This is a genomic window from Paenibacillus sp. EZ-K15 (assembly GCF_002573715.1).
Lineage (GTDB): Bacteria > Bacillota > Bacilli > Paenibacillales > Paenibacillaceae > Paenibacillus_AQ.
The window spans coordinates 489,934-510,694 of record NZ_PDHM01000016.1; the positions used below are offsets into that span (position 1 = coordinate 489,934).

The 20,761-nt window shown below is 48.3% G+C and carries 14 protein-coding genes; 10 read left to right on the forward strand and 4 right to left on the reverse strand.

Features of this window, described 5'->3' with window-relative positions; translation table 11 throughout:
* Positions 1-46: 46 nt before the first annotated feature.
* The 9 genes from CRG97_RS14810 to CRG97_RS14850 all read left to right on the forward strand — a co-directional run bounded on the left by CRG97_RS14810 (position 47) and on the right by CRG97_RS14850 (position 15,507).
* Positions 47-1,810, forward strand: a complete 1,764-nt coding sequence (locus CRG97_RS14810) for a cache domain-containing sensor histidine kinase (RefSeq protein WP_098744206.1) — start codon at positions 47-49, stop codon at positions 1,808-1,810.
* Positions 1,811-1,819: 9 nt separating this feature from the next.
* Entirely contained in the window at positions 1,820-3,448 is a 1,629-nt protein-coding gene (locus CRG97_RS14815) for a response regulator (RefSeq protein WP_098744209.1), read from the forward strand.
* A 13-nt stretch (positions 3,449-3,461) separates the two neighbouring features.
* Positions 3,462-5,714 (forward strand): glycosyl hydrolase family 95 catalytic domain-containing protein, encoded by a 2,253-nt coding sequence (locus CRG97_RS14820; protein WP_202618927.1) that lies wholly within the window; start codon positions 3,462-3,464, stop codon positions 5,712-5,714.
* Between the two features lie 105 nt (positions 5,715-5,819).
* A complete protein-coding gene (locus CRG97_RS14825; protein ID WP_161952938.1) occupies positions 5,820-8,150 on the forward strand; it encodes a helix-turn-helix domain-containing protein in 2,331 nt (776 codons plus the stop codon).
* 112 nt (positions 8,151-8,262) lie between these two features.
* Entirely contained in the window at positions 8,263-9,969 is a 1,707-nt protein-coding gene (locus CRG97_RS14830) for an extracellular solute-binding protein (RefSeq protein WP_237566404.1), read from the forward strand.
* A 92-nt stretch (positions 9,970-10,061) separates the two neighbouring features.
* Positions 10,062-11,039 (forward strand): ABC transporter permease, encoded by a 978-nt coding sequence (locus tag CRG97_RS14835; protein WP_202618928.1) that lies wholly within the window; start codon positions 10,062-10,064, stop codon positions 11,037-11,039.
* A 12-nt stretch (positions 11,040-11,051) separates the two neighbouring features.
* On the forward strand, positions 11,052-11,942 hold the full coding sequence (locus CRG97_RS14840) for a carbohydrate ABC transporter permease (protein WP_076323345.1): 891 nt from the start codon (positions 11,052-11,054) through the stop codon (positions 11,940-11,942).
* A 16-nt stretch (positions 11,943-11,958) separates the two neighbouring features.
* Positions 11,959-13,083 (forward strand): glycoside hydrolase family 88 protein, encoded by a 1,125-nt coding sequence (locus CRG97_RS14845; protein WP_098744214.1) that lies wholly within the window; start codon positions 11,959-11,961, stop codon positions 13,081-13,083.
* A 42-nt stretch (positions 13,084-13,125) separates the two neighbouring features.
* Positions 13,126-15,507: a chondroitinase-B domain-containing protein gene (locus CRG97_RS14850; RefSeq protein WP_098744217.1), complete on the forward strand. Its 2,382-nt coding sequence runs from the start codon at positions 13,126-13,128 to the stop codon at positions 15,505-15,507.
* Between the two features lie 71 nt (positions 15,508-15,578).
* On the opposite strand, the gene CRG97_RS14855 is transcribed toward CRG97_RS14850, so the two are convergent.
* Genes CRG97_RS14855 through CRG97_RS14870 form a run of 4 tightly spaced genes read right to left on the reverse strand, consistent with a single transcriptional unit; the run spans position 15,579 to position 19,788 of the window.
* The gene (locus tag CRG97_RS14855) at positions 15,579-16,817 is read right to left on the reverse strand and encodes a Ger(x)C family spore germination protein (RefSeq protein ID WP_098744220.1); all 1,239 of its coding nucleotides are present in this window, start codon (positions 16,815-16,817) and stop codon (positions 15,579-15,581) included.
* A gap of 33 nt (positions 16,818-16,850) precedes the next feature.
* The gene (locus CRG97_RS14860) at positions 16,851-17,060 is read right to left on the reverse strand and encodes a CLC_0170 family protein (RefSeq protein WP_098744223.1); all 210 of its coding nucleotides are present in this window, start codon (positions 17,058-17,060) and stop codon (positions 16,851-16,853) included.
* Positions 17,057-18,151, reverse strand: coding sequence for a GerAB/ArcD/ProY family transporter (locus tag CRG97_RS14865; RefSeq protein ID WP_098744226.1), 1,095 nt, complete (start codon positions 18,149-18,151; stop codon positions 17,057-17,059). The genes CRG97_RS14860 and CRG97_RS14865 overlap by 4 nt, the downstream gene beginning before the upstream one ends.
* Positions 18,152-18,153: 2 nt before the next feature.
* Complete coding sequence (locus CRG97_RS14870) at positions 18,154-19,788, reverse strand: spore germination protein (RefSeq protein WP_098744229.1); 1,635 nt, start codon at positions 19,786-19,788, stop codon at positions 18,154-18,156.
* 263 nt (positions 19,789-20,051) lie between these two features.
* Between CRG97_RS14870 and ric the strand changes: the two genes are divergently transcribed.
* Positions 20,052-20,750, forward strand: a complete 699-nt coding sequence (gene ric / locus CRG97_RS14875) for an iron-sulfur cluster repair di-iron protein (RefSeq protein WP_098744232.1) — start codon at positions 20,052-20,054, stop codon at positions 20,748-20,750.
* Positions 20,751-20,761 lie beyond the last annotated feature (11 nt).

The window sequence follows — 20,761 nt, forward strand, 5'->3', positions numbered from 1 at the left end:
ACAACTGCAGCCACAGCCGAAACTTAGAGACGGAGGATGTTGATCTATGCTCTACCGATTATCGTTCAGACGCCGAATCTGGATCGCGTTTATGCTCATTGTCATCTTTGCGGTTACTACCGCAGGCGCGTTAAGCTACATGATCGCGGAGGAAGTTGTGAAGGACAACGCTTATCAGCTAAGTCAGGAAACAATTCATCAAACTTCGAAGGTGTTAGATGAGAAGCTGAATCATATCACGCAAGCGGTTTACTCGATGATGGTCAATACCGCATACCGAAGAGCGTTAGGAATGGACAGCAGTTACTCGGAGGCGGAGAATTATTATACACATCTGTCCGGGCTGCAATCGACATTTGTGCAGACCAAGCTGTATGAACCTGTTATCGATTCTATACTTATCGCCACGCGTGAGGGTGACTATTACCAGACAAGTCAGCAGCGTAACTTCTCCCATTCGTTCTATGAATCGGAGCTGTATACGCTTATCAAAAGCGAGAAGCGCAAATTATGGGTGGCCGGTCATGAGGACCGTTTCTTTTCCAGCAGGGAGAACGTCATTTCCTTTGTAATGGAGGGCATACCCTCCCATTACATCGAGGACATTTTCGTTGTAGCGAATGTCAAAATCGACTCGATCCGATCCTTAATTGCCTCGGAGGATAAAAATCGCAAACAGTTCCATCTCTTGGCCTCATCCGATGGGAGCGATGTGCTGTTAAACGATTCCATCATCGCGGATACGCTGAAACATGAGCCTAAATATAGGGAGGCCTTAACAGCTGAGCAGGGAAGCTTTGAGTATTCGGATCAAGGTTATGAGTACCTGGTTAACTTTACCAAGCTGGGTGGTGTGAAGGAGTGGACGTTATTTAGCTTCCTGCCTAAATCGGAGTTGATGAAGCAGATGGGCAGCATCAAGCTGACCATTCTCGGAGTTATTACGGGATGCTTGCTCGTGTCGTTTGCTTTTGCCAATATGCTGACCCGATTGCTTATAAGACCGTTAAGCCATCTGCAATCGCTTATGAAACGGGTGGAGATGAACGATCTTAACGTACGTTATGAAAGCGAATACAATGATGAGATTACGCAGGTCGGTTATCGTTTTAACCGGATGCTGGAAGAGCTTAATGAAATGTTTGACGTTGTGAAGCAGGCAGAGAAGGATAAACGCCAGTCCGAGATGAAAGCCCTGCAAGCTCAAATTGATCCTCATTTTCTATATAACACGCTTAACACGGTTTACTGGAAGTGCCAGCTGAATCAATTGGAGGATGTTCAGGAAATGGTGCTGTCCTTATCACAGCTGTTTCAGCTCGGCCTCAATCGCGGCAAAGAGATGACGACGCTTGCACATGAGCTTCTCCACGTGGAGCAGTATTTAAAAATTCAGCAGAAATGCTATGAAACGCTGTTTACTTACACCATCGAGGTTGATCCCTTAGTGGATATGCAGCACCCGATCTTGAAAATCATGCTGCAGCCGCTGGTTGAAAATTCAATCCTGCATGGTTTTAACGATCGCAATGAGGGCGGGTTCATTCGGATTCAGGTGAAACAGGATAGCACCTATCTGTACTTCATCGTAGAAGATAACGGTATGGGACTGAACGAGAAGGATCCAGTTGATCCCCTTCTTCGACAATTGGCACCCTCAGCTACATCCGGTTATGCGTTATATAATGTCCGATTGCGATTACAGCTTCAGTATGGAAGCATAGCTGATTTGCACATGGAAAGCGAACCTAATGTATGTACCCGAGTCTCAATTATCATCCCCCGTTACCCACAACTCGAAGGGAGTTGACTTAAGCCGATGAGCGCAATAACGACAACGATTTGCTTCATTGATGACATTCAGAGTGTCGTCGATGGCATATCCAAGCAAATCAACTGGGAACATCATGGGATATCCGTATGCGGGACGGCAATCAATGGAGAAGACGGACTCATGTTGATCACCTCGTGCAAACCGGATATCATCGTGACCGATATTCGAATGCCGAAGCTCGATGGTCTGGAATTGACTCGACGCGTCAAAGAGCTGCTGCCTCGAAGCAAAGTCATATTGATGACAGGTTTCAGCGATTTTGAATATGCCAGGCAAGCGGTTCAGCTTGGGGCGTTTGACTTCATAACGAAGCCCTTTTCACTGGCTCATATCGAGGAAATTGTTGTAAAGGCCAAAAAAGAAATTGAAGCGATACGAAACCAAGAGGATCATATCGCTGAATTAGAGCAGCGGGTTCAGGAGAGCATGCCGTTCCTGCGTCAGGAATTGTTCACGTTATTATTACATCATAAGGTGGACGAACATGAGGCGGAGCAGCGGTGGGAATATGTAAAGCCGGATCTGGAGTCCAGGCATCTGCTCGTCATGATTCTTGAAATCGATGGATTTGATGACAAGCATCGAGATTCACCGATGAATGAACTGGAGCTCGCCCGGTTTGCATTGAAGAATATTACGGAGGAGACCATCGCTTTGTATACAAGGGGGATGGTATTCCGAGATTCGGCTAACCGCCTGGTAGCGGTGTTGAATACACCGTTATCAGCTTCAGCGGCAGCCATAGCAGAAGCGTGCTGTCAGCATGTTAGATTATATACTTCATTAACGATATCCATAGGAATTGGCAGATCCGTAACGCATATCCATGAACTGTACTCATCGTATGATCAGGCTTTGCATGCCCTGTCATACCATTTCTATACCGGAGGCAACGCGGTGATTTCATATGAAGATGTAGCTAATACGGAAATGTCCTTGCCGCGCAGCATACGGACCGCAGAGCAGGAAATGGTATATGCCTTACAATCCGGAAACGTCGACCAAACCTTACTGACGCTCGATCATATCCTGAATGAGTTTACGGACAGGTCGCCGCTTCCCAAGCCGGAATACTTCATCAGCCTCTACTACGAGCTGGCGTACATGATGCTCAGGGCGATTCAAGATAAGGTACCGATGAATGAACTGTCCGATTTGAACATGATCGTTCGGGAAGGGCGGGTCAGCTCGGAGAGGTCCTTAACGGACATGAAGAAGATTCTGCATAGCATCGTGACGCTAGGCTGTGAACGCATCGAGAATCAGAATCGCTCCACCGCCGCAAAAATCATCCAGGAAGCCATTCATTATGTGAAATCCAATCTGGATCAGGACCTCAGCTTAAGTGCTAGCGCGAAGGCAGTTCACTTGAGCCCGAGTTATTTTGCCGGCTTATTCAAGAAAGTGACGGGAATGGCATTTAGTCAATTTGTCACTCAAGAACGGATGGAGCTGGCCAAGCGGCTGCTCTTGGAGGATCGGCAAATCCAGGAGATTGCGGAGTCGCTTGGTTATGTGGAGCGGCGGTATTTTACCGACGTGTTCAAAAAATATACGCAGATGACACCATCGGAATTCAAGCAAGCACACATAAGAAACAATATTTCATTGTAATAGGAGGGATATCGTGACTACCCGCATTGAGAATGCTATTGACTGGCCGGTGTTTATGTCCAGACACGATATGTTGTGGACAACGCGTCCAATCAGCTGGGATGAAGGGGCTTTTCTTGGAAACGGCATGCTCGGAGCGATGATCTACAGTGAAGAACATCGGGATAAACGGAATGTGCTGCGTTTTGTGCTTGGACGCTCCGATATAACCGCATCTCGTCCGGGTGAACAGGCTTTCCCGGTCCGCGTGCCTATTGGCGAGCTCGCATTGGAGCTGGAGGGATGGATTTATCAGCCCTTTGAAATGCGGCTGGAATTATGGAACGCGGAATTGAGGGCTGTTATACCGACAACAAAGGGAGAAGTCAGAATTCGTGCGTTTGTTCATGCATTAGCTCCCGTACTTGTCGTGGAGCTGGATGCAGATGAAGGTGAACGCGATGCGAAGCTGAAGTGGTACGCTTATCCGGAGGTTGACCCTGTTTTGAAGAATGCGGACGGGATTAATCTCAACCAATATATTCCCGAAACCACCGTTCAGCATAAGGAATCCGGTGAGGTTTCAGTCAGCGTTCAGAAATATGGAAGCGGAGAAGGCTGCACTACAGCTTGGCTAACTCGTCGCTCTGACCAGACTGAACAGGAGTCGGGAAGCTGGCATCGGCAAAGCTGTATCTTAACCGTGATGAATGGCACGGACGATGCCGCTTGTGATCAAGCGGTACGGGAGCTTCGGTCTGTGCCGAGCTCAACCTCAGGATGGGAAGCCTGGATTCATACCCATCGCAGGTGGTGGCATCATTACTATCCGGAAAGCTTCATTTCCATACCGGATACGCAGCTGGAAAGCTTTTATTGGATACAAATGTATAAGCTGGCTTCTGCGACCCGTGGGGACTCATTGCCTATCGATAATCAAGGTCCGTGGCTCACTTCTACGCCATGGCCTGGATTATGGTTCAATATGAACGTGCAGATGAGCTACTCTCCGATTTATACGGCGAATCGCCTCCATCTGGGCATGTCGCTGATTCGTTCCCTGCAGGAGCATCAGGACCAATTGATCCGTAATGTTCCCGAAGCTTACCGTGCGGACTCGGCAGGCCTCGGTCGAAGCTCAAGCTATGATCTGAACAGTCCGGTCACGGATGAGGTGGGAAATTTAACTTGGGTTATGCATAACGCTTGGCGTCATTACCGTTACGCCATGGATGATCATATGCTGCGAAGCTTGGTATATCCACTTCTGCGGCGCAGTGTGGGATTATATTTGCATCTTCTTGAGGAAGGGCAGGACGGCCGTCTTCATTTACCTCCCACAATCTCACCGGAATATGGGTCCTTTAAGCAGGTGAAGACAGCCGATTCTCATTATGATTTAGCGCTGCTGCGCTGGGGATGTGAAACCTTAATCCGCATAACGGATCAGCTTGGTGTTCATGACTCGCTGCATGATCGATGGCGGGAAGTCCTTGAGCGATTGGTACCTTTTCCGGTGGATTCATCCGGCTATATGATCGGCGAGGGTCAGCGTATGGAATTCGGACACCGCCATTTCAGCCATATGCTGGCGGCCTTTCCACTGCATATCATCGGTGATACTCAAGAGGAGAAGGAGCTGATTCTTCGCTCGCTCCGGCATTGGATCGGCCTTGAAGGAGATTTGCGCGGATTCAGTTTCACCGGAGCCGCCTCCATCGCAGCCAAGTTAGGTTTAGGAGATGAAGCCCTCGCGTACTTGCGAAGTTTAATGCATCTCATTAAGCCGAACACCATGTATAAAGAAGCGGGACCGGTTATCGAAACGCCGCTGGCCGGAGCGGAATCGATCCATGACATGCTGCTTCAGAGCAGAGGAGAGCGGATCTATATTTTCCCTGCAGTCCCTAAAGAGTGGACGGAGTCGGTATTCCATCAGCTGCGGGCAGAAGGAGGCTTTCTTGTTAGCGCTGTTCGGAAGGAGGGGCGGACGGCTTGGATACATATTTGCAGTCTTGCCGGAGAGCCCTGCCGGATCGTAACAGATATGTCCACATCTGCGGACGACGGCCTGTTTATTGACATCGGGGGAATCTCCAGGAAGTGTCCGATCCAGGTAGATGGGACGATCGATCTGGCTCTGAAGCCTGGTGAGGAAGCTTACATTTACAGGGCCCGTTGGAGCGGATCCACTCGATTCCGCATCTCGCCTGTCCCTGCTGAGAAGGGCAAATGCAATCTGTTTGGCAGTCGTAAACCGTGGAGATTGTATGGGATTCCCCATTAATTCGTAGTTATTCGTATAACCTGCAACCGTTCTTGTTTATAGAGCAGCCTTATCCCTATGAAGGCTGCTCTTGTTATCATAAAAGGCTACAAGGAGGAAAATCACATGTTCAGCATCCTTCGTAAATATAACCGCAGCGTCATTGTGGCATGGCTGTTCTCTTATGTCACCGTATTAATGGTGCCGATTCTGATCAGCTTCGTGCTGTATTCATTCTCATACCATCAAGTGAAGAGCGAGACCAATCGGGCAAACGCATTGCTTCTTCAGCAGATGGAAATGTCTATTGACAGCAAGCTGAAAAGCCTGGAGCGTTTAAGCCTGGAAATTGCGCTAAACAAGGGGATTTCGGCATTTTCCAGCGTGGAGTTACCGCTTCGTGATCATCAGTATTACGATGTGTTCAGCATATCGGAAAGCCTGCGAACTTATAAAAATGCAAACGATTCGATTGAGGATATTTACGTGATGTATTTGAACAGTGATACGGTGATATCGACGTATGGTCATACGAACGGCAGAGGGCTCTATCAAAAGCTGCGGCAGAATGACGAACCCTCCTATGAGAAGTGGATGGGATTGTTCGAGAAAAGATATGTAAACGGTTACAAATCGATGGGGTTTCAAGATGGTCTTCAGAGCTCTCCGGTGGTCGTATTTGCACATTCCCTCGTATTTAATTCCCCGGCCCAGCCCCCGGCTGTTGTCCTGTTCTTGATCAAGGATTCGAAACTAATCGAGAGCGCTCCCCGGCAAAAGGATGCCAGTATGTTCATTATAGATACGGATAGCCGGTATATCGCTGCATCACGACAGGATCCGGCTGTACCTGCTGGTATAAGTTATGAGCAGCTGCAAGGCGATAGCGGAATGATCTATATAGACTCGGACGCGGAGCAGTTCGCGGTTTCCTATATCACGTCGCAAGTAACCGGATGGAAATATGTATCCGTACTGCCAGCGGCATTATTCAATGAGAAAATGAAAGATTTACGCCAACTGACATGGATCAGCATCGCCCTGAGCTTATTAATTGGAGGTATTGTTACGGTTTTGTTTTTACGCAGAAACTATATGCCGGTTCAAGTGATGCTGCAAAGTTTATCCAAAAAATTCGGACTGAGGTTTGACGGGGGAGCCAATGAATACACGTTCCTGCAGGGGACGATTCAGCAATATTTTCATGACAAGGCAGATATGCAAACGGCCCTTCACAAGCATCGCAATACAATACGAGCACATTTGTTGCGGCGACTCTTAAAGGGATACGCCGAGCATGATCAGTCTCTCCATACAACGCTGCCTGCACACGATATACAGTTTCAATCCGACCGATCTGTTGTCCTGCTGATATCGATCGATCATTATGGCAAGTTTGAGCAGTTTGGCATTCACGGGTTCCCGGATCAGAAGCAGCAAATGCTTTATTTCATACTAACGAATGTGCTTGAGGATACGGCTTCCGGTGAAGCGCTTGTGTTTACAACAGAAATGAACGATGCGCTTGCTTGTGTCGTTAATTTCGAAGCGAGCTTGCCAGTGGAGCAGGAGCAAACCGTATTGAATCGAATACTGGCCCAGGTTCAAGATTTCATGCGAAAGCATATCGAAGCAGAGCTTACCGTGGCTGTGGGTCAGGTTCATTCGGATTTGCACGGCATCGCTCTTTCTTATCAAGAGGCGCAGGCCGCGCTTGAATATCGAATTGTGATGGGCAGCGGGCAGTTCATCCCATATACGGACACTCTTACGGATAGGAGCACGCAATCCCGTCAATTTTATTATCCTTTGAGTGTCGAGCAGCAGTTTATAGGCTTGGTGAAGAGCGGGAGCTACGACAAAGCGGAAGCCATTTTGGAAGATATATTCCAAGCTAACTTTTCCAAGCACCCGGTTTCGGTTCCACTCGCCAAATGCCTGATGTACAACCTGGCAAGCACGATGCTGAATGCGCTTGAGGAAGTGAGGGCAGGCAGCAAGCGAACCTATGAAGAGCATATCACCGATGCGGATCTATTGCTCGAGTGCGACCATGTGCCGGAGATGAAGGAACGGATGAAACAGATGCTGGCGCAGGTCTGTGAATGGATCCTGGCAGAGAAACGCAATCACCACCGTTATTTAATCGAAGATGTCTCGCAGTATGTCCAAGAGCATCTGTATGACCCGAAATTGAATATTTCAATGATTGGCGACGCTTTTCAGATGACCCCCTCTTACGTATCGAGACTGTACAAGGAATATACAGGAGAAGCCTTGCTGGATACCATTAACCGCCTCCGTCTGTCCAAAGCGAAAGAACTGCTGGTTCTGCAAAAGCTTACTATCAATGAAATCGCAAGCCAGGTCGGTTATGCGGATGTCAGCACATTTTTGCGAATCTTTAAAAAATTCGAAGGCGTAACCCCGGGGAAATATCAGAAAGCCGCACTGTAAACCGGATTTTTCATGAAAAACCATCGATTTTTAAGGAATTGCCTGCGATTTTAGATTTTGTCTATGGTAAGGGATACGGGTTTTATTGAACAATGACAACGGATAGGGCAACATGCTGGCCTATCCGACACCTTATCTTACAATCGGGGGAATGATGATGGTTCAACGTTTGCTGGTCAAAGACAGCTTGTTGCGAAATTTGAAGTCAGGACTGACCGCCATATTGTTAACAAGTCTGGTGCTTGCGGGATGTTCGTCAGGCAGTAAGGATAACGCGTCGGACGCTAAGCCGAACGAGGCCGGGAAGGGTACATCCACTGCAATCGGTTCATCGTATCCGCTAAACACAACCGAATCGATCACGTCGTGGGAAATCTTGAACATGAATGCGGTAACCTTCTATTCTAACCTTGCAGAAACGCCGTTCGGGAAAGCGCTTGCCGATAAAACAGGAGTTCAGGTGGAGTATATTCATCCGAATGATCAGCAGACGGCCGAGCAATTCAATCTGATGATCGCGTCCGATGAGCTACCGGATGTCATTGAATACGATTGGACCGGACGAAGTGCGGGCTCTTATCCGGGCGGACCGGAGAAAGCCATTCAGGACGGCGTCATTCTGGAGCTCAATGAGCTGATTGATCAGTACGCGCCGAACCTGAAGAAGAAACTCGAAGCGGATCCGACGCTTGACCAAATGGTCAAGACAGACAGCGGCAAATATTATGTATTTCCCATGATTCGCAATCCGTCCGGGCTCGTCTTCCGGGGTCCCATGATCCGTCAGGATTGGCTGGATGAGCTTGGTCTTCCAGTTCCAACGACCATAGAGGAGTGGGAGAAAACGTTAATCGCCTTTCGTGACGAGAAGGGGGCCAAAGCACCGCTCAGCGTGACTTACACCGGAGGGAATTTTGAGATCCGCGATGCGTTTATCGGAGCTTATCGCACCTCAAATTCCTTCTATGTGGACGATGAAGGCAAGGTGAAGTATGGACCCATAGATCCGCAGTATAAAGATTTTCTGACTTTATTCCGCAAGTGGTTTGCGGAAGGCTTGTTTGACAAGGATTTTGCGCTCACCGATACCAAAGCGCTGGATAACAAGATTCTGACCGGGCAGACCGGCGCTACAGTGCATCTTCTCAGCGGCGGCATGGGAAAATGGATGGATGCCATGAAGGGGCAGGATCCGAAATTCAAGCTGGTTGGCGCTCCATATCCAACACTCCTTAAAGACGAAGTTCCTTTTATAGGACAACGGGATTTCAAGTACAATCCGGGACCAAGCAAAGCCATCACAACCGCTGCGAAAAATCCGGAACTGATTGTACGCTGGCTTGATTATGCCTACAGCGATGAGGGCGCGATGCTCTACAACTTCGGCATTGAAGGAGAGAGCTACGTGATGGAGAACGGTGCTCCGGTCTATACCGATTTGATTAAAAACAATGAGAAATACAGTCTGCAGCAGATGGTATCGCAGTATTCCAAGCCGAATGGTCCATACGAAGCGGATGAACGTCGGAACTGGAATACGTTCCCTGAGCAGGATGAGGCCGTGAAAGTATGGGCGAAGACGGATGCCGAGAAGCATATACTGCCTGGCTTCCTGACGCCAACCGCCGAAGAAAGCAAGGAGCTTGGCAAGATTCTAACCGAAGTAAGCAACTATAAAGAGGAAATGTTTGTCAAGTTCATTGTCGGCAAGGAGCCGATGGAGAGTTATGACAAGTATGTGGAACAAATCAAGAAGCTGGGGATTGAGCGCGCGGTTGAAATCTATCAAAGCGCTTTGGATCGATACAACAGCCGATAATGACATCTTGAGCCGAGGGGAATGGAGCGGGTTCATTCCCCTTGGCAACAACTTGATACTTCAATAGACAGAACATAAGGAGTGAGAACGGCATGGCGAAACTTCCGCCTCCGACACGCACGTCAATTCCTTCTAAACCTTCTAACTCGGCAGGTCTGAATCCTCGAAATTGGGGCTTGCTGAAGGACATTAGTAAAAATCGTTTCCTGTACATCATGTTAATTCCGGTACTTCTGTACTTTGCGGTTTTTCATTATTTCCCCATGTACGGGGCGTCCATCGCCTTTAAGGAGTTCTCTCCACGTCTTGGGATCATGGGAAGTCCATGGGCCGGCTGGGAGCACTTCGAATCGTTTTTTAACGGCATTTATTTCTGGCGGGTCGTCAAAAATACGCTGTTAATCAGCTTTTATGAACTTCTCTTTGGCTTCCCGGCACCCATTATATTGGCGCTTCTGCTGAACGAGGTGAGAAAAGCCGCATTCAAACGCACGGTTCAAACCATAACGTATATGCCGCATTTTATTTCGCTGGTCGTTGTTTGCGGCATTATTAAGGAATTCACGATGAGTGACGGGTTAATCAACGATATTTTGGCTTTTTTCGGATGGGAACGGGTCTCCCTTCTGCTGGAGTCTGAATATTTTCGAACCCTCTTCGTAACCTCCGGAATTTGGCAGAACATCGGCTGGGGGACCATCATCTACCTTGCCGCCCTGGCCGGTATCGACCAGGAACAATATGAGGCCGCGAAGATCGATGGAGCCAATCGGTGGAGGCAAATGTTGAATGTGACCTTGCCGGGGATCATGCCTACGATTATCATCCTGTTCATTCTTGAGATCGGCAGGCTGATGAACGTCGGCAGCGAGAAAGTCATCCTGCTCTATAACCCCTCAATCTACGATACCGCAGACGTCATAAGCTCCTATGTGTACCGGGTCGGGCTGCAGGAATTCAATTACAGCTTCAGCTCGGCAGTAGGGCTGTTCAATTCGGCCATCAATTTCACGCTTGTCATCGGCTCAAACTGGCTGAGCCGCAGAATGAACAAAACCAGCTTGTGGTAGGAGGTGAAAGGAATGGAATGGAGAGCTGGGAATCGATCGGTCGGTGAAAAGCTGTTTGATGTTTTTAATTACATCTTGTTGACCGTAATCACGTTATGTACCTTATACCCATTGATTTACGTACTGTTTGCTTCCTTGAGTGATCCTACCCGTTACATGCAGCATTCGGGGATTTTATGGAAGCCGCTGGATATAACATTTAACGCTTACCGGCTCGTGTTTGATAATCCGATGATTATTCAAGGATACTTAAATACGTTCCTTATCGTATCAGGAGGCTTGGTGCTCAATATTACATTGACCGCGTTCGGAGCGTATGCGCTGTCACGTAAGGGACTGCGCTATCGTAAGCAGCTGATGCTGTTTATCGTATTCACCATGTTCTTCAGCGGGGGCTTGATTCCCTTGTATTTTACAGTGAAAGGCCTGGAGCTTACCAATACGCTGTGGTCCTTAATTATTCCACAGGCCATATCTGCTTTTAATCTGATTATCATGAGAACGGCTTTTGAGGCGGTGCCTGATAGTCTGGAGGAATCCGCCAAGATCGATGGAGCCAATGAATTCGTCATCCTATTCCGGATTATGATGCCGCTGTGCATGCCGGTCATAGCCGTCATGCTGCTGTATTACGGTGTAAGCCACTGGAACTCATGGTTCCAGGCCATGATCTATTTGCAGGATCGTTCCTTGTATCCGCTTCAGCTTGTCCTGCGGGAGCTGCTGCTTCTGAATGATGCAAGCTCCATGGCAAGCGGAGCGAGCGGAGGGGAGGTCGCTGTCATCGGCGAAACGCTGAAGCATGCGACCATTATCGTTGCGACGGTACCGATTCTGCTGGTCTATCCGTTTTTGCAGAAGTATTTTGTGAAAGGTGCTCTAATTGGTGCCATTAAAGGATAACGACAGGAGGAATATGATGAGTAAATTAAAGATTCAACATGAACTCGATTTGGATATGTGGTGGAATGGTGCTCAGTTGAAGGTGGACCGGATGTTGGCTAGAAAGCCTGAGCTTGCTCCGCATGCGGCCAAGGACGGGGAATACGACGGCTTGACCCTGGACAACTGGATTTCAGGGTTTTGGCCGGGAATGCTGTGGATTTTTTACGATATGACCGGAGATGCGAAGTACAAGGAAGCGGCGTGGGAGTGGGATATACGTATGGAACGATTGACTCTGGAAGAGAGTCGCTTTCATCATGATGTCGGGTTTCAGTATTTGCCGACAGCCGTACTGAAATATAAGTTAACCGGCGATGCAGATGGCAGAAGGCGGGGACTTGCGGCGGCTAACTTTCTGGCCGGACGATTTAATTTGGCAGGTAAGTACATCAGGGCATGGAACAAGGATCTCCCGGGCTGGGCTATTATCGACTGCCTGATGAACCTGTCCCTCTTGTACTGGGCTGCCGAAGAAGGAGAAGACCCAAGATTTCGCCACGTTGCGAATGCCCATGCGAATATGGCTTTGCAGCATATGATCCGTGCCGATGGATCCACCTGTCATGTTGTTTCGTTTGATCCCGAAAGCGGGGATTTGCTGGAGTATATGGGCTGGCAGGGTTATGCCCCGGATTCCTGCTGGTCAAGAGGGAATGCGTGGGCGCTGTATGGGATGGCTAACGCTTACCGTTACACGAACAATAAGGATTATTTGTACGCCGCCGAGCGGGTAGCTCATCATTTTATAGCTTCCTTACAGGGGCAGGGGGTACCCCCATGGGACTTCCGGGTACCGAATCCCGATACCGAGCCTCGTGACACCTCCGCTGCGGCCATTGCCGCCTCCGGATTGTTGGAGCTCGCTGCTTTGACAACTCCGGAGGTGGGGGCTGTATACCGGAAAGCTGCTGAGCGAATCGTCCTGGCTTTGTCGACGGAGTATGCAGCTTTCCACGCTCCTGAGCATGAAGGGATCCTGTTTGGCGGAACCGGCCATAAGCCGGCGGATACCAATATCAATGTGTCGCTTATTTATGGGGATTATTATTACATCGAGGCTCTTGCGAAGCTTCGCGGCTGGGTCCATCGCGTATTCTAATTGGTTATGGGACGTTAATATTCGATAGAGAGGTGAACGGATATGAAAACGTTATTAAACGGATTAAAAAACCAACGGATTCACACATCGATTCGTTTGGGGCTGGTCTTGATCCTTTTGATCGGAACACTGATGATATCGCCTTCAGAAGCCCAAATGGCTTCGAGTGATGCAGGAGGGAGCAGCAGCATGAATCGAATCGAAAGCACGGTAACGGCAAGCAGCTATCAGCCGGACACGAATTACGTACCTGGGAATGTATTGGATGGGGTATGGGGCGAGGACGCGGAGAGTCAGCAAAGCCGCTGGTCCGCTTCCGGTCAAGGTCAATGGCTGCAATTTGATCTAGGCACGGAACACACCGTCACTTATGTGAACATTGCTTTTTTGAATGCTAGAGAGCGTCAGTCCAGCTTTGAAATATTAGCTTCGAATACTGAAGAATTCCAATCCGGCACCGTTGTTTTTGAACGACAGTTCAGCCGGCAGCTGAAACCGGAAGATAGTATCATGCAAACATATGTATTACAGAATCCGGTGAAGGCCAGGTATTTGCGGTTGATCGGATATGGCAATAACGCCAGCGGAAGCTCGGGAAACTGGAACAGTATCATGGAAGTAGAGTTTTACGGAGGGAAAGTGCCGGGTGAATCACCGGAAGAACCACAACCACCACTTCCTCCAAACGCTGGCGAAGAGAAGGAGGAAGATGTGAAGCTTCCGGAGATGAAGCGCGTCTCGGTCAGCACGGCGGAACAATTGCAGCAGGCACTGGATCAGGCTGTGGCCGGTACGCTGATTGAACTGAAGGATGGGAACTATGAGCAGAACGGTCCGTTTGTTATGAAGGATAAACACGGCTCCGCGGCCTATCCGATTCGGATTACCGGGAAGCCCGGCAAGGCAATTATTAGCGGGAATAGCTATATGCACATCGAGAATTCCAGTTATGTTGAAGTCAGCGGGCTCACGTTCCGGAACGGGATCGGCGATGAGAATGGAATACAGACCTTGAATGACCGTGGATTAGCGCATCGAGCGCTTACCGGAGTTCATCCAGGGATTCAGCTGGATAGCTCCAGCCGAATCTCTATTTTGGGCAACACCTTTGCTTTGGATGAAACAGGTCAGCCCTACCGATTTAAAGCTCAAAACCGATATGTATGGTGTCTCCTTAATGTGGAGAACAGCTGCCGGTACAGTGAGGATCGGTATAACCCGAACGGAGAAGTTTATAAGGGGTTAACGCCATTTGAAGATCCGAGGCTCATTACGGATAATGGCACTCATAGACATTATATCCAAGTCGAAGGAACGAGCAGCCATAACCGGATCGCTTATAATGATATTGGTCCGAAGAAGGGCTTTGGCGCAGTCCTGATTTATGATGGTGAAGGGCATAGTGGACAGCATATATCGCAATACGACGTCATTGAGTATAACTATTTTCACGGGATCGGTCCCCGGGTAACCAACGGGTTGGAAGCCATCAGGCTTGGACTTTCCAGTACCTCGCTCTTTTCCGGTTATATTACGGTTCAGTACAATTTGTTTGACGGGTTTAACGGTGAAGATGAAGTGATATCGGTGAAGAGCAGTGACAATATTATACGGTACAACACGATTCGTGATTCATACGGCGGTATTGTGTCGCGACATGGAAACCGCAACAGCTTCTACGGCAACCATCTGATCGGCGATGGAGTGACACCGGGCAGCAGCGGGTTTCGGATATACGGTAACGATCACAAAATCTATAACAATTACATGGAAGGTCTTACGGACAAAGTGATTCGTCTTGATGGCGGAACACATGACGGCGGACCGGAAGGCAGTACGAATCCAATCGTTCGTTGGGGTGGAAACCAAGAGCAAACGGCAAGGCTTGGCGATCTGCCGGCCGAACAAAGAACGGAACTTTTGCGTGGACATTGGCGGCAGTATAACGTTCAGATTTACAACAATACTATCGTGAATGTCAGCAACCAAACGACAACTTTCAATCTAGGCGGCAGAACCTATCAGCCGGTAGGGACTAAGATTTATAACAATCTGATATTTAGCCATGCAGGGACGATATTTCAGGAAACCGATGGGGTGATACAAGCACCCGAACAGGAACGGGCTGAGTACAAGGGAAATATGCTCTCGGGGAACGCACCGATTTCTAACAACCCCATCGTGGACAGAGGGATGAACAAACAAGAGCTTCATTTGGTGCGCAGTAAGGACGGCCTCATTCGATTATCCGTCTATAGTCCAGCCGTAGACGCTGCCCTGACTCCATTCGTTGCAGCGGACGACATGGATGGCCAGATCCGCTATATACCTGACGTGGGTGCTGACGAATATGCGCCAGGCAAGCAGCGATCCAATCCTCCGCTTACCGTCTATGATGTAGGTCCAGAAGCCTGGACGAAATAAAGGTGAGTTCCATGCTCGGCGGATTATCACTTGTTCCTTAAATTTCGGTATTCTTACGACAAACGGCACCATCATTCTGCCTTCATCCCGATTCTTCGAACTTTGGACGTCACACGATAATCAAAGGTTACGTTTTTATAGATTCCACCCCATTGCTCAGCAGATTTAACATGGCTTTTCCAATACGATGGTTCTTTGGCTCTTACCAATTCGCCGAATCCGAATATATCGGATTCTTTTTTTTGCGTCTTTTGGATTAATCCGATTAATAATTCTGTAATGGAACGCTCATTCTCGCGTGCAATTTCCTCCAGAATTTTCGAGTTATCGATCGGGATGGTATCCGTGTTTTTTTCTTCTATATTAATCTCCGTCGTTGCCGTGATCGTAAAATGGGGCATACCGTTCTTGATATCAACTTTAATTTCCGATTCCCGGTTCGTCGCATGGATCGTTACGACCTGAGAATCGTCCCCTAAATGAATGACTCCGCGGTATCCTGCGGGACTGATTCCCTTGATGACCAAATATCCGGCAATTTCAATCGGTTTTGTCACGCCTACCATTTTGGCCCCTTTAAAAAACGCCATTCCCCTGATTTCCACGTTATCTCCCTTCATGATTTTGATATAAGGCAGAAATCCTTCCTGACCTTTCTTCGAGGAATTGCTCCAGAACGTCCCAATGTAGTTACTTGGAAACTTGCCATGCTTTACGGCATCGTCCAAGGTGGATGCTAGATACAGCGCCGGGACACGCTCCAATTTCGGTGCTGCTTGCATGTGATTTTTTGCTTTTCCTTTCGATATCATCAACCAGGCCATACGTCGAACTTCAGCATTACGGTGTAGATAGTCGTTTAAATTCTCTATTCCTTTTCTCGCAAACTCTTCGGATACAACGATGACGCGAAGATGGCCAAAAAACAGTTTGCCTGATATTTGCTGCTGTAAATTCATCATGGCGTCGTCGACCGTGTGTCCTACAACATCGAGCACCCACACCGTTTCTTGCTCACCTTCTCCCGAACCGCCGCCTTCACCAGGCCCGAGCGGTATTCTGCCGGGAAGCGCAATTTGAACGGATAGTTGGATTAATTCCTGTTTCGGAGCAGGGTATTTCCCGCGAAGATGAGATATTTCATCCTCACGTGCCTCAGCATCCTTATCAGCCGTATCGATCGATATCCCTAGAACGACAGCACGCTCTTCAATCTCCATCCGATCCCAGCATCCTGTCAGGAGTGAGCAGGATAGAAGAAGGACGATCATGAATTTTACGTTTAGGTTAACGCTTATTCTTGTACTCATTGAAATCCTCCTACACTCTGTGAACATGCTCACTCACACCAGGACTTTGACAAGGACGATACTCAGGAACAAAACCGTTACGAACGCGATATTGATCCAGCCCAACACGCGAGATACTTTTTTTTCCTTGGTCATGTTCGACTGATCATACTTATACGTATCGATGAACAGGTTGAACAAACCAGAAAACACCCAAATTATAATGGCGACATCCCAATAACCGCTGTAAATTTCTCCGATCATTTGGATTTTCCTCTTTTTTTACGGAGCATGGCGATGATAAGCAGCACTCCGGGATAAACGATCGTAATCAGCAGTCCGAATTTGGATATCACGCTGTTCACTTCATTCAAATGAATCAAGCTTTGGGGCAGCATGGCCAAGACGAACACAAACGGAAGGATGAAGAAGGACAGCATCCCATGATCAGCTAACCGGAATAACTTGCTTATCGAGTAAATCGTAAAGTAGTAACAAGAGAACAAGGATGTAAATACAGCTGTTACCCAGACGGCAAGGAAGACCGCATCCAAACGTTCCAGTACATTGGCAGGTAATGAAGTTGCTTTTGCCAGCTCCAGTGTCGGCCACAACAGCTTCTTCGTTTCCTCTGCCCCAAACACGCTAACCGTTGCCGTGACAATTAATATATACAGCACCCCGGTAATCAGCATCGCCCATATGCTGGATCGCATCGCTCTTTCCGGTTTGCACATGGCAGGGATGACCATCATCATAATAAAGTATCCTTGGAACATGGTAGACAATGTAATAATGCCTGCCGGTATTCCTCGAATTTCATTCCCCATCACAGGAAGAACATTGACGATGTCCGCGTTTTTTAACGACAGGGCGACGATCAAGAGCGCAGGAATTAGGATAAAGGGGCTGTAAAATAAGTGAATGTAAGCAAAGGTCATAATATTTCGGCGTGAAGAAAAAGCAGCCAGGAGCAGCATGACCAGTACAGTTACCTCGAGTGGCGTATTTTTTAGAACGGCTGTGACAACAACCTCACCGAACTCCCTTGCAACAAGAGAGCTTAAAACGGCAAAGAAAGCAATTGATAGAAGGCCTCCGATTCTTCCGAGCCATTTGCCGATGATGATCTCGCTATACTCGATGTAAGAGTCATTCGGGAACCGCATGCCAAGCCGGGTCATGAAAAAAAGTCCGACAAACGCAAGCAGCATTCCCAAAAAAGTGACTAACGGAGCTCCTGCATCCGCGGCCTTCACCGCAGCCAAGGGAAGTGCAAGAACGCTTACTCCAACGATGGTGCTGATTGTAACGGCAGTAGCCTGCGTGACAGTAATTTGGCGCTGCTCATTCATGGTTAACGCCCTTTCTCGTCGTTAGGATGGACGGGATCCATAATATGGGATGAAGAATGATCCACCTGTTCCTTCATTTGATCACCCAGTCTTGTTTTGCTAATCGGATGGAGGAAGGAAGGCCGGTTCTTCATCTTCCACAACGGCCCACGGGTCAGGAGATCCCGCATGCTTTGAAAGTTGCCAGGCACAAATGGGCTTATGTATGGGACCCCGAACGATTTAAGTGACAATAAATGATTGGTAATCAAAATGATTCCGACCATGACGCCATATAGACCAAAGATACCGGCTAAGATGATCAGCGGAAAACGAAGCAGGCGAAGAGCCAGAGCCGCATTGTAGGCCGGCGTTGCAAAAGAGCCAATGGTCGTTAAAGCGATAATAACGATAGTTATCGGGCTCGCGAACCCGGCCGCTACCGCAGCCTGGCCGATGACGAGCACACCGACAATAGATAAAGCGCCGCCTACCTGTTGCGGCAATCGTATGGTGGCTTCCCTTAAAACCTCCATTGAGATTTCAATGACAAGCACTTCGATCATGGCAGGGAAAGGTACGCCTGCACGCCCGCCGGCAACGGCGACCGCAAATTCTGTAGGGATCAGCTCAGGATTGAACGAAATAATCGCCACATACAGCGAGGGAAAGACCAATGAAAACACTAGAGCAACCAGACGGGACATTCGGATCGCACTCATCAGCACGAAGCGTTCGGTATAATCTTCAACGGTCTGATAGAACTGGCTAAACACGGTTGGCGCGATCAAGGCCAGTGGGGAGCCGTCGACCAAGATGGCGACTCTTCCTTCCAGCAGATTCGCTACGACTTTGTCAGGTCGCTCGGTATACTGGATTTGCGGAAACGGAGACCAGTGGTTGTCTTCGATGAATTGCTCCAAATAACCTGAATCCAGAACGGCGTCGATTTCAATGGCATCCAGTCGCTTTTGTACCTCTTTGATGATTCCGGGATTGGTTATGCCGTCCATGTAACACATGGCAACTTTGGATTTGGTTTTCGTTCCGATCTCCATGGATTTCACTCGAAAATCCGGCGTTTGAAGCCGATAGCGGAGTAGAGAAATATTGGTCCCCAGGGACTCAATAAATCCCTCTCTGGCCCCGCGAATGACCTGCTCTGTCGCCGGCTGCTCAATAGCGCGCTGTGTGATCTGACGTGTGTCAAAGATAATCGCCTCGTCCAGCCCTTCAATGGCTACGACGGATTGCCCCCTTAGCAGGTTGTCGGTCAGAACGGAGATTTTCCTTTCCGAATACCCCTCGCTATGATAAAGCGTATCTTTCATGATGGTTTCCATTAACTCATCATGCGGGAGGTTATTCACATCGATATGGCGCGGCCCATATTTAAGGGGCTTCAATATCGTGTTATTGATGACGGCATGATCCGTCATATCGGAGAAATACAGCAATACAGCCGGATGCTGCCCGAACACATGGAAGCCAAATACAATAAAATCGTCACTATCACCCAGAACCTGCTTGATTTCGGATATGGTTTCTTCCAGATTCACCGATATGTCCATATCCTCTGAGTTCTTCCCATTCGGATTGGCAGAAAGATTATCGCTATTGTTGGGTTGGTTCGAACCCGCCCATGTGGAAAATGACATGTGTTTACACCTCTCCTGATTCAACGGGGGTCACAGCATTTGGATATTTTGATTAAGTATTTCCTCTGGTTGTTATTTTTATCAAAAAGAAGAAGTCTAAAAAGATGTTGCCTGGCTCCCCTAGTTCTCCGATCCTGATCGTTCACATAGTGTTAGATTTTGGTATGACTGCAATCACATATACGAAGATAGGAGTTTCATATACTTGGGTTGTAAGAGTGAAATAGTTCACAAAGACGCATTTAGTCTAAGGAGGTTTGAACATGAGTTCATTCACGCTTCAGAGTCAGGTATCCGATATCGTTACATCCATTCCGCAAACCGCGGATTTATTCCGATCACTTCGCATTGATTTTTGTTGTGGAGGGCAGGTGCCTTTAGAAGAGGCGGCTAAACAGCGCAATTTGGAACCCGCCGCCGTATTGGAGCAAGTTCGGTCCGTGGAGAGCAAGTTTGCAGATTATCAGGAAAGCCGTCCGGCTTCACTGAAGGAATCCGAACTGATTGAATACATCCAGCAGAAACATCATGCCTTCTTGCGGAATGAATTACCTGCTTTAACGCCGTATGTGACGAAATTAGCCCGCGTCCACGGGGAGCATCATCCCGAACTTCTCCGGGTGCAGGAGCTTTTCTCAGACTTGAAAAAAGAGCTGCTGGATCATACGAAGGATGAGGACGAGCATGTATTCCCGCTCATCTTGAAATTTGTTGCAGAGCCTAACCACCAGGCTGCAGCGGAGCTTAAGCCACATGTGTCTGAACTGGAAGATGAACATGCTCAAGCAGGCAAACTGCTTCAGGAGCTTAGGGAAGTAACCGCTGATTTCGAGCTTCCGTCGGATGCCTGCGGTACGTATCGGTTGGTCTATCAACGGTTGGCGATGCTTGAAAAGGACACCTTCGAGCATATCCATCTGGAAAACAACATCTTGTTCGAACGGATTCGTCAAGCGGTATAACTTTGGTTAAA

Coding starts and splice junctions, on each gene's coding strand:
- CRG97_RS14810 (WP_098744206.1), top strand. CDS start 47: ATGCTCTACCGATTATCGTTCAGACGCCGAATCTGGATCGCGTTTATG.
- CRG97_RS14815 (WP_098744209.1), top strand. CDS start 1,820: ATGAGCGCAATAACGACAACGATTTGCTTCATTGATGACATTCAGAGT.
- CRG97_RS14825 (WP_161952938.1), top strand. CDS start 5,820: ATGTTCAGCATCCTTCGTAAATATAACCGCAGCGTCATTGTGGCATGG.
- CRG97_RS14830 (WP_237566404.1), top strand. CDS start 8,263: ATGCTGGCCTATCCGACACCTTATCTTACAATCGGGGGAATGATGATG.
- CRG97_RS14835 (WP_202618928.1), top strand. CDS start 10,062: ATGGCGAAACTTCCGCCTCCGACACGCACGTCAATTCCTTCTAAACCT.
- CRG97_RS14840 (WP_076323345.1), top strand. CDS start 11,052: ATGGAATGGAGAGCTGGGAATCGATCGGTCGGTGAAAAGCTGTTTGAT.
- CRG97_RS14845 (WP_098744214.1), top strand. CDS start 11,959: ATGAGTAAATTAAAGATTCAACATGAACTCGATTTGGATATGTGGTGG.
- CRG97_RS14850 (WP_098744217.1), top strand. CDS start 13,126: ATGAAAACGTTATTAAACGGATTAAAAAACCAACGGATTCACACATCG.
- CRG97_RS14855 (WP_098744220.1), bottom strand. CDS start 16,817: ATGAGTACAAGAATAAGCGTTAACCTAAACGTAAAATTCATGATCGTC.
- CRG97_RS14860 (WP_098744223.1), bottom strand. CDS start 17,060: ATGATCGGAGAAATTTACAGCGGTTATTGGGATGTCGCCATTATAATT.
- CRG97_RS14865 (WP_098744226.1), bottom strand. CDS start 18,151: ATGAATGAGCAGCGCCAAATTACTGTCACGCAGGCTACTGCCGTTACA.
- CRG97_RS14870 (WP_098744229.1), bottom strand. CDS start 19,788: ATGTCATTTTCCACATGGGCGGGTTCGAACCAACCCAACAATAGCGAT.
- ric (WP_098744232.1), top strand. CDS start 20,052: ATGAGTTCATTCACGCTTCAGAGTCAGGTATCCGATATCGTTACATCC.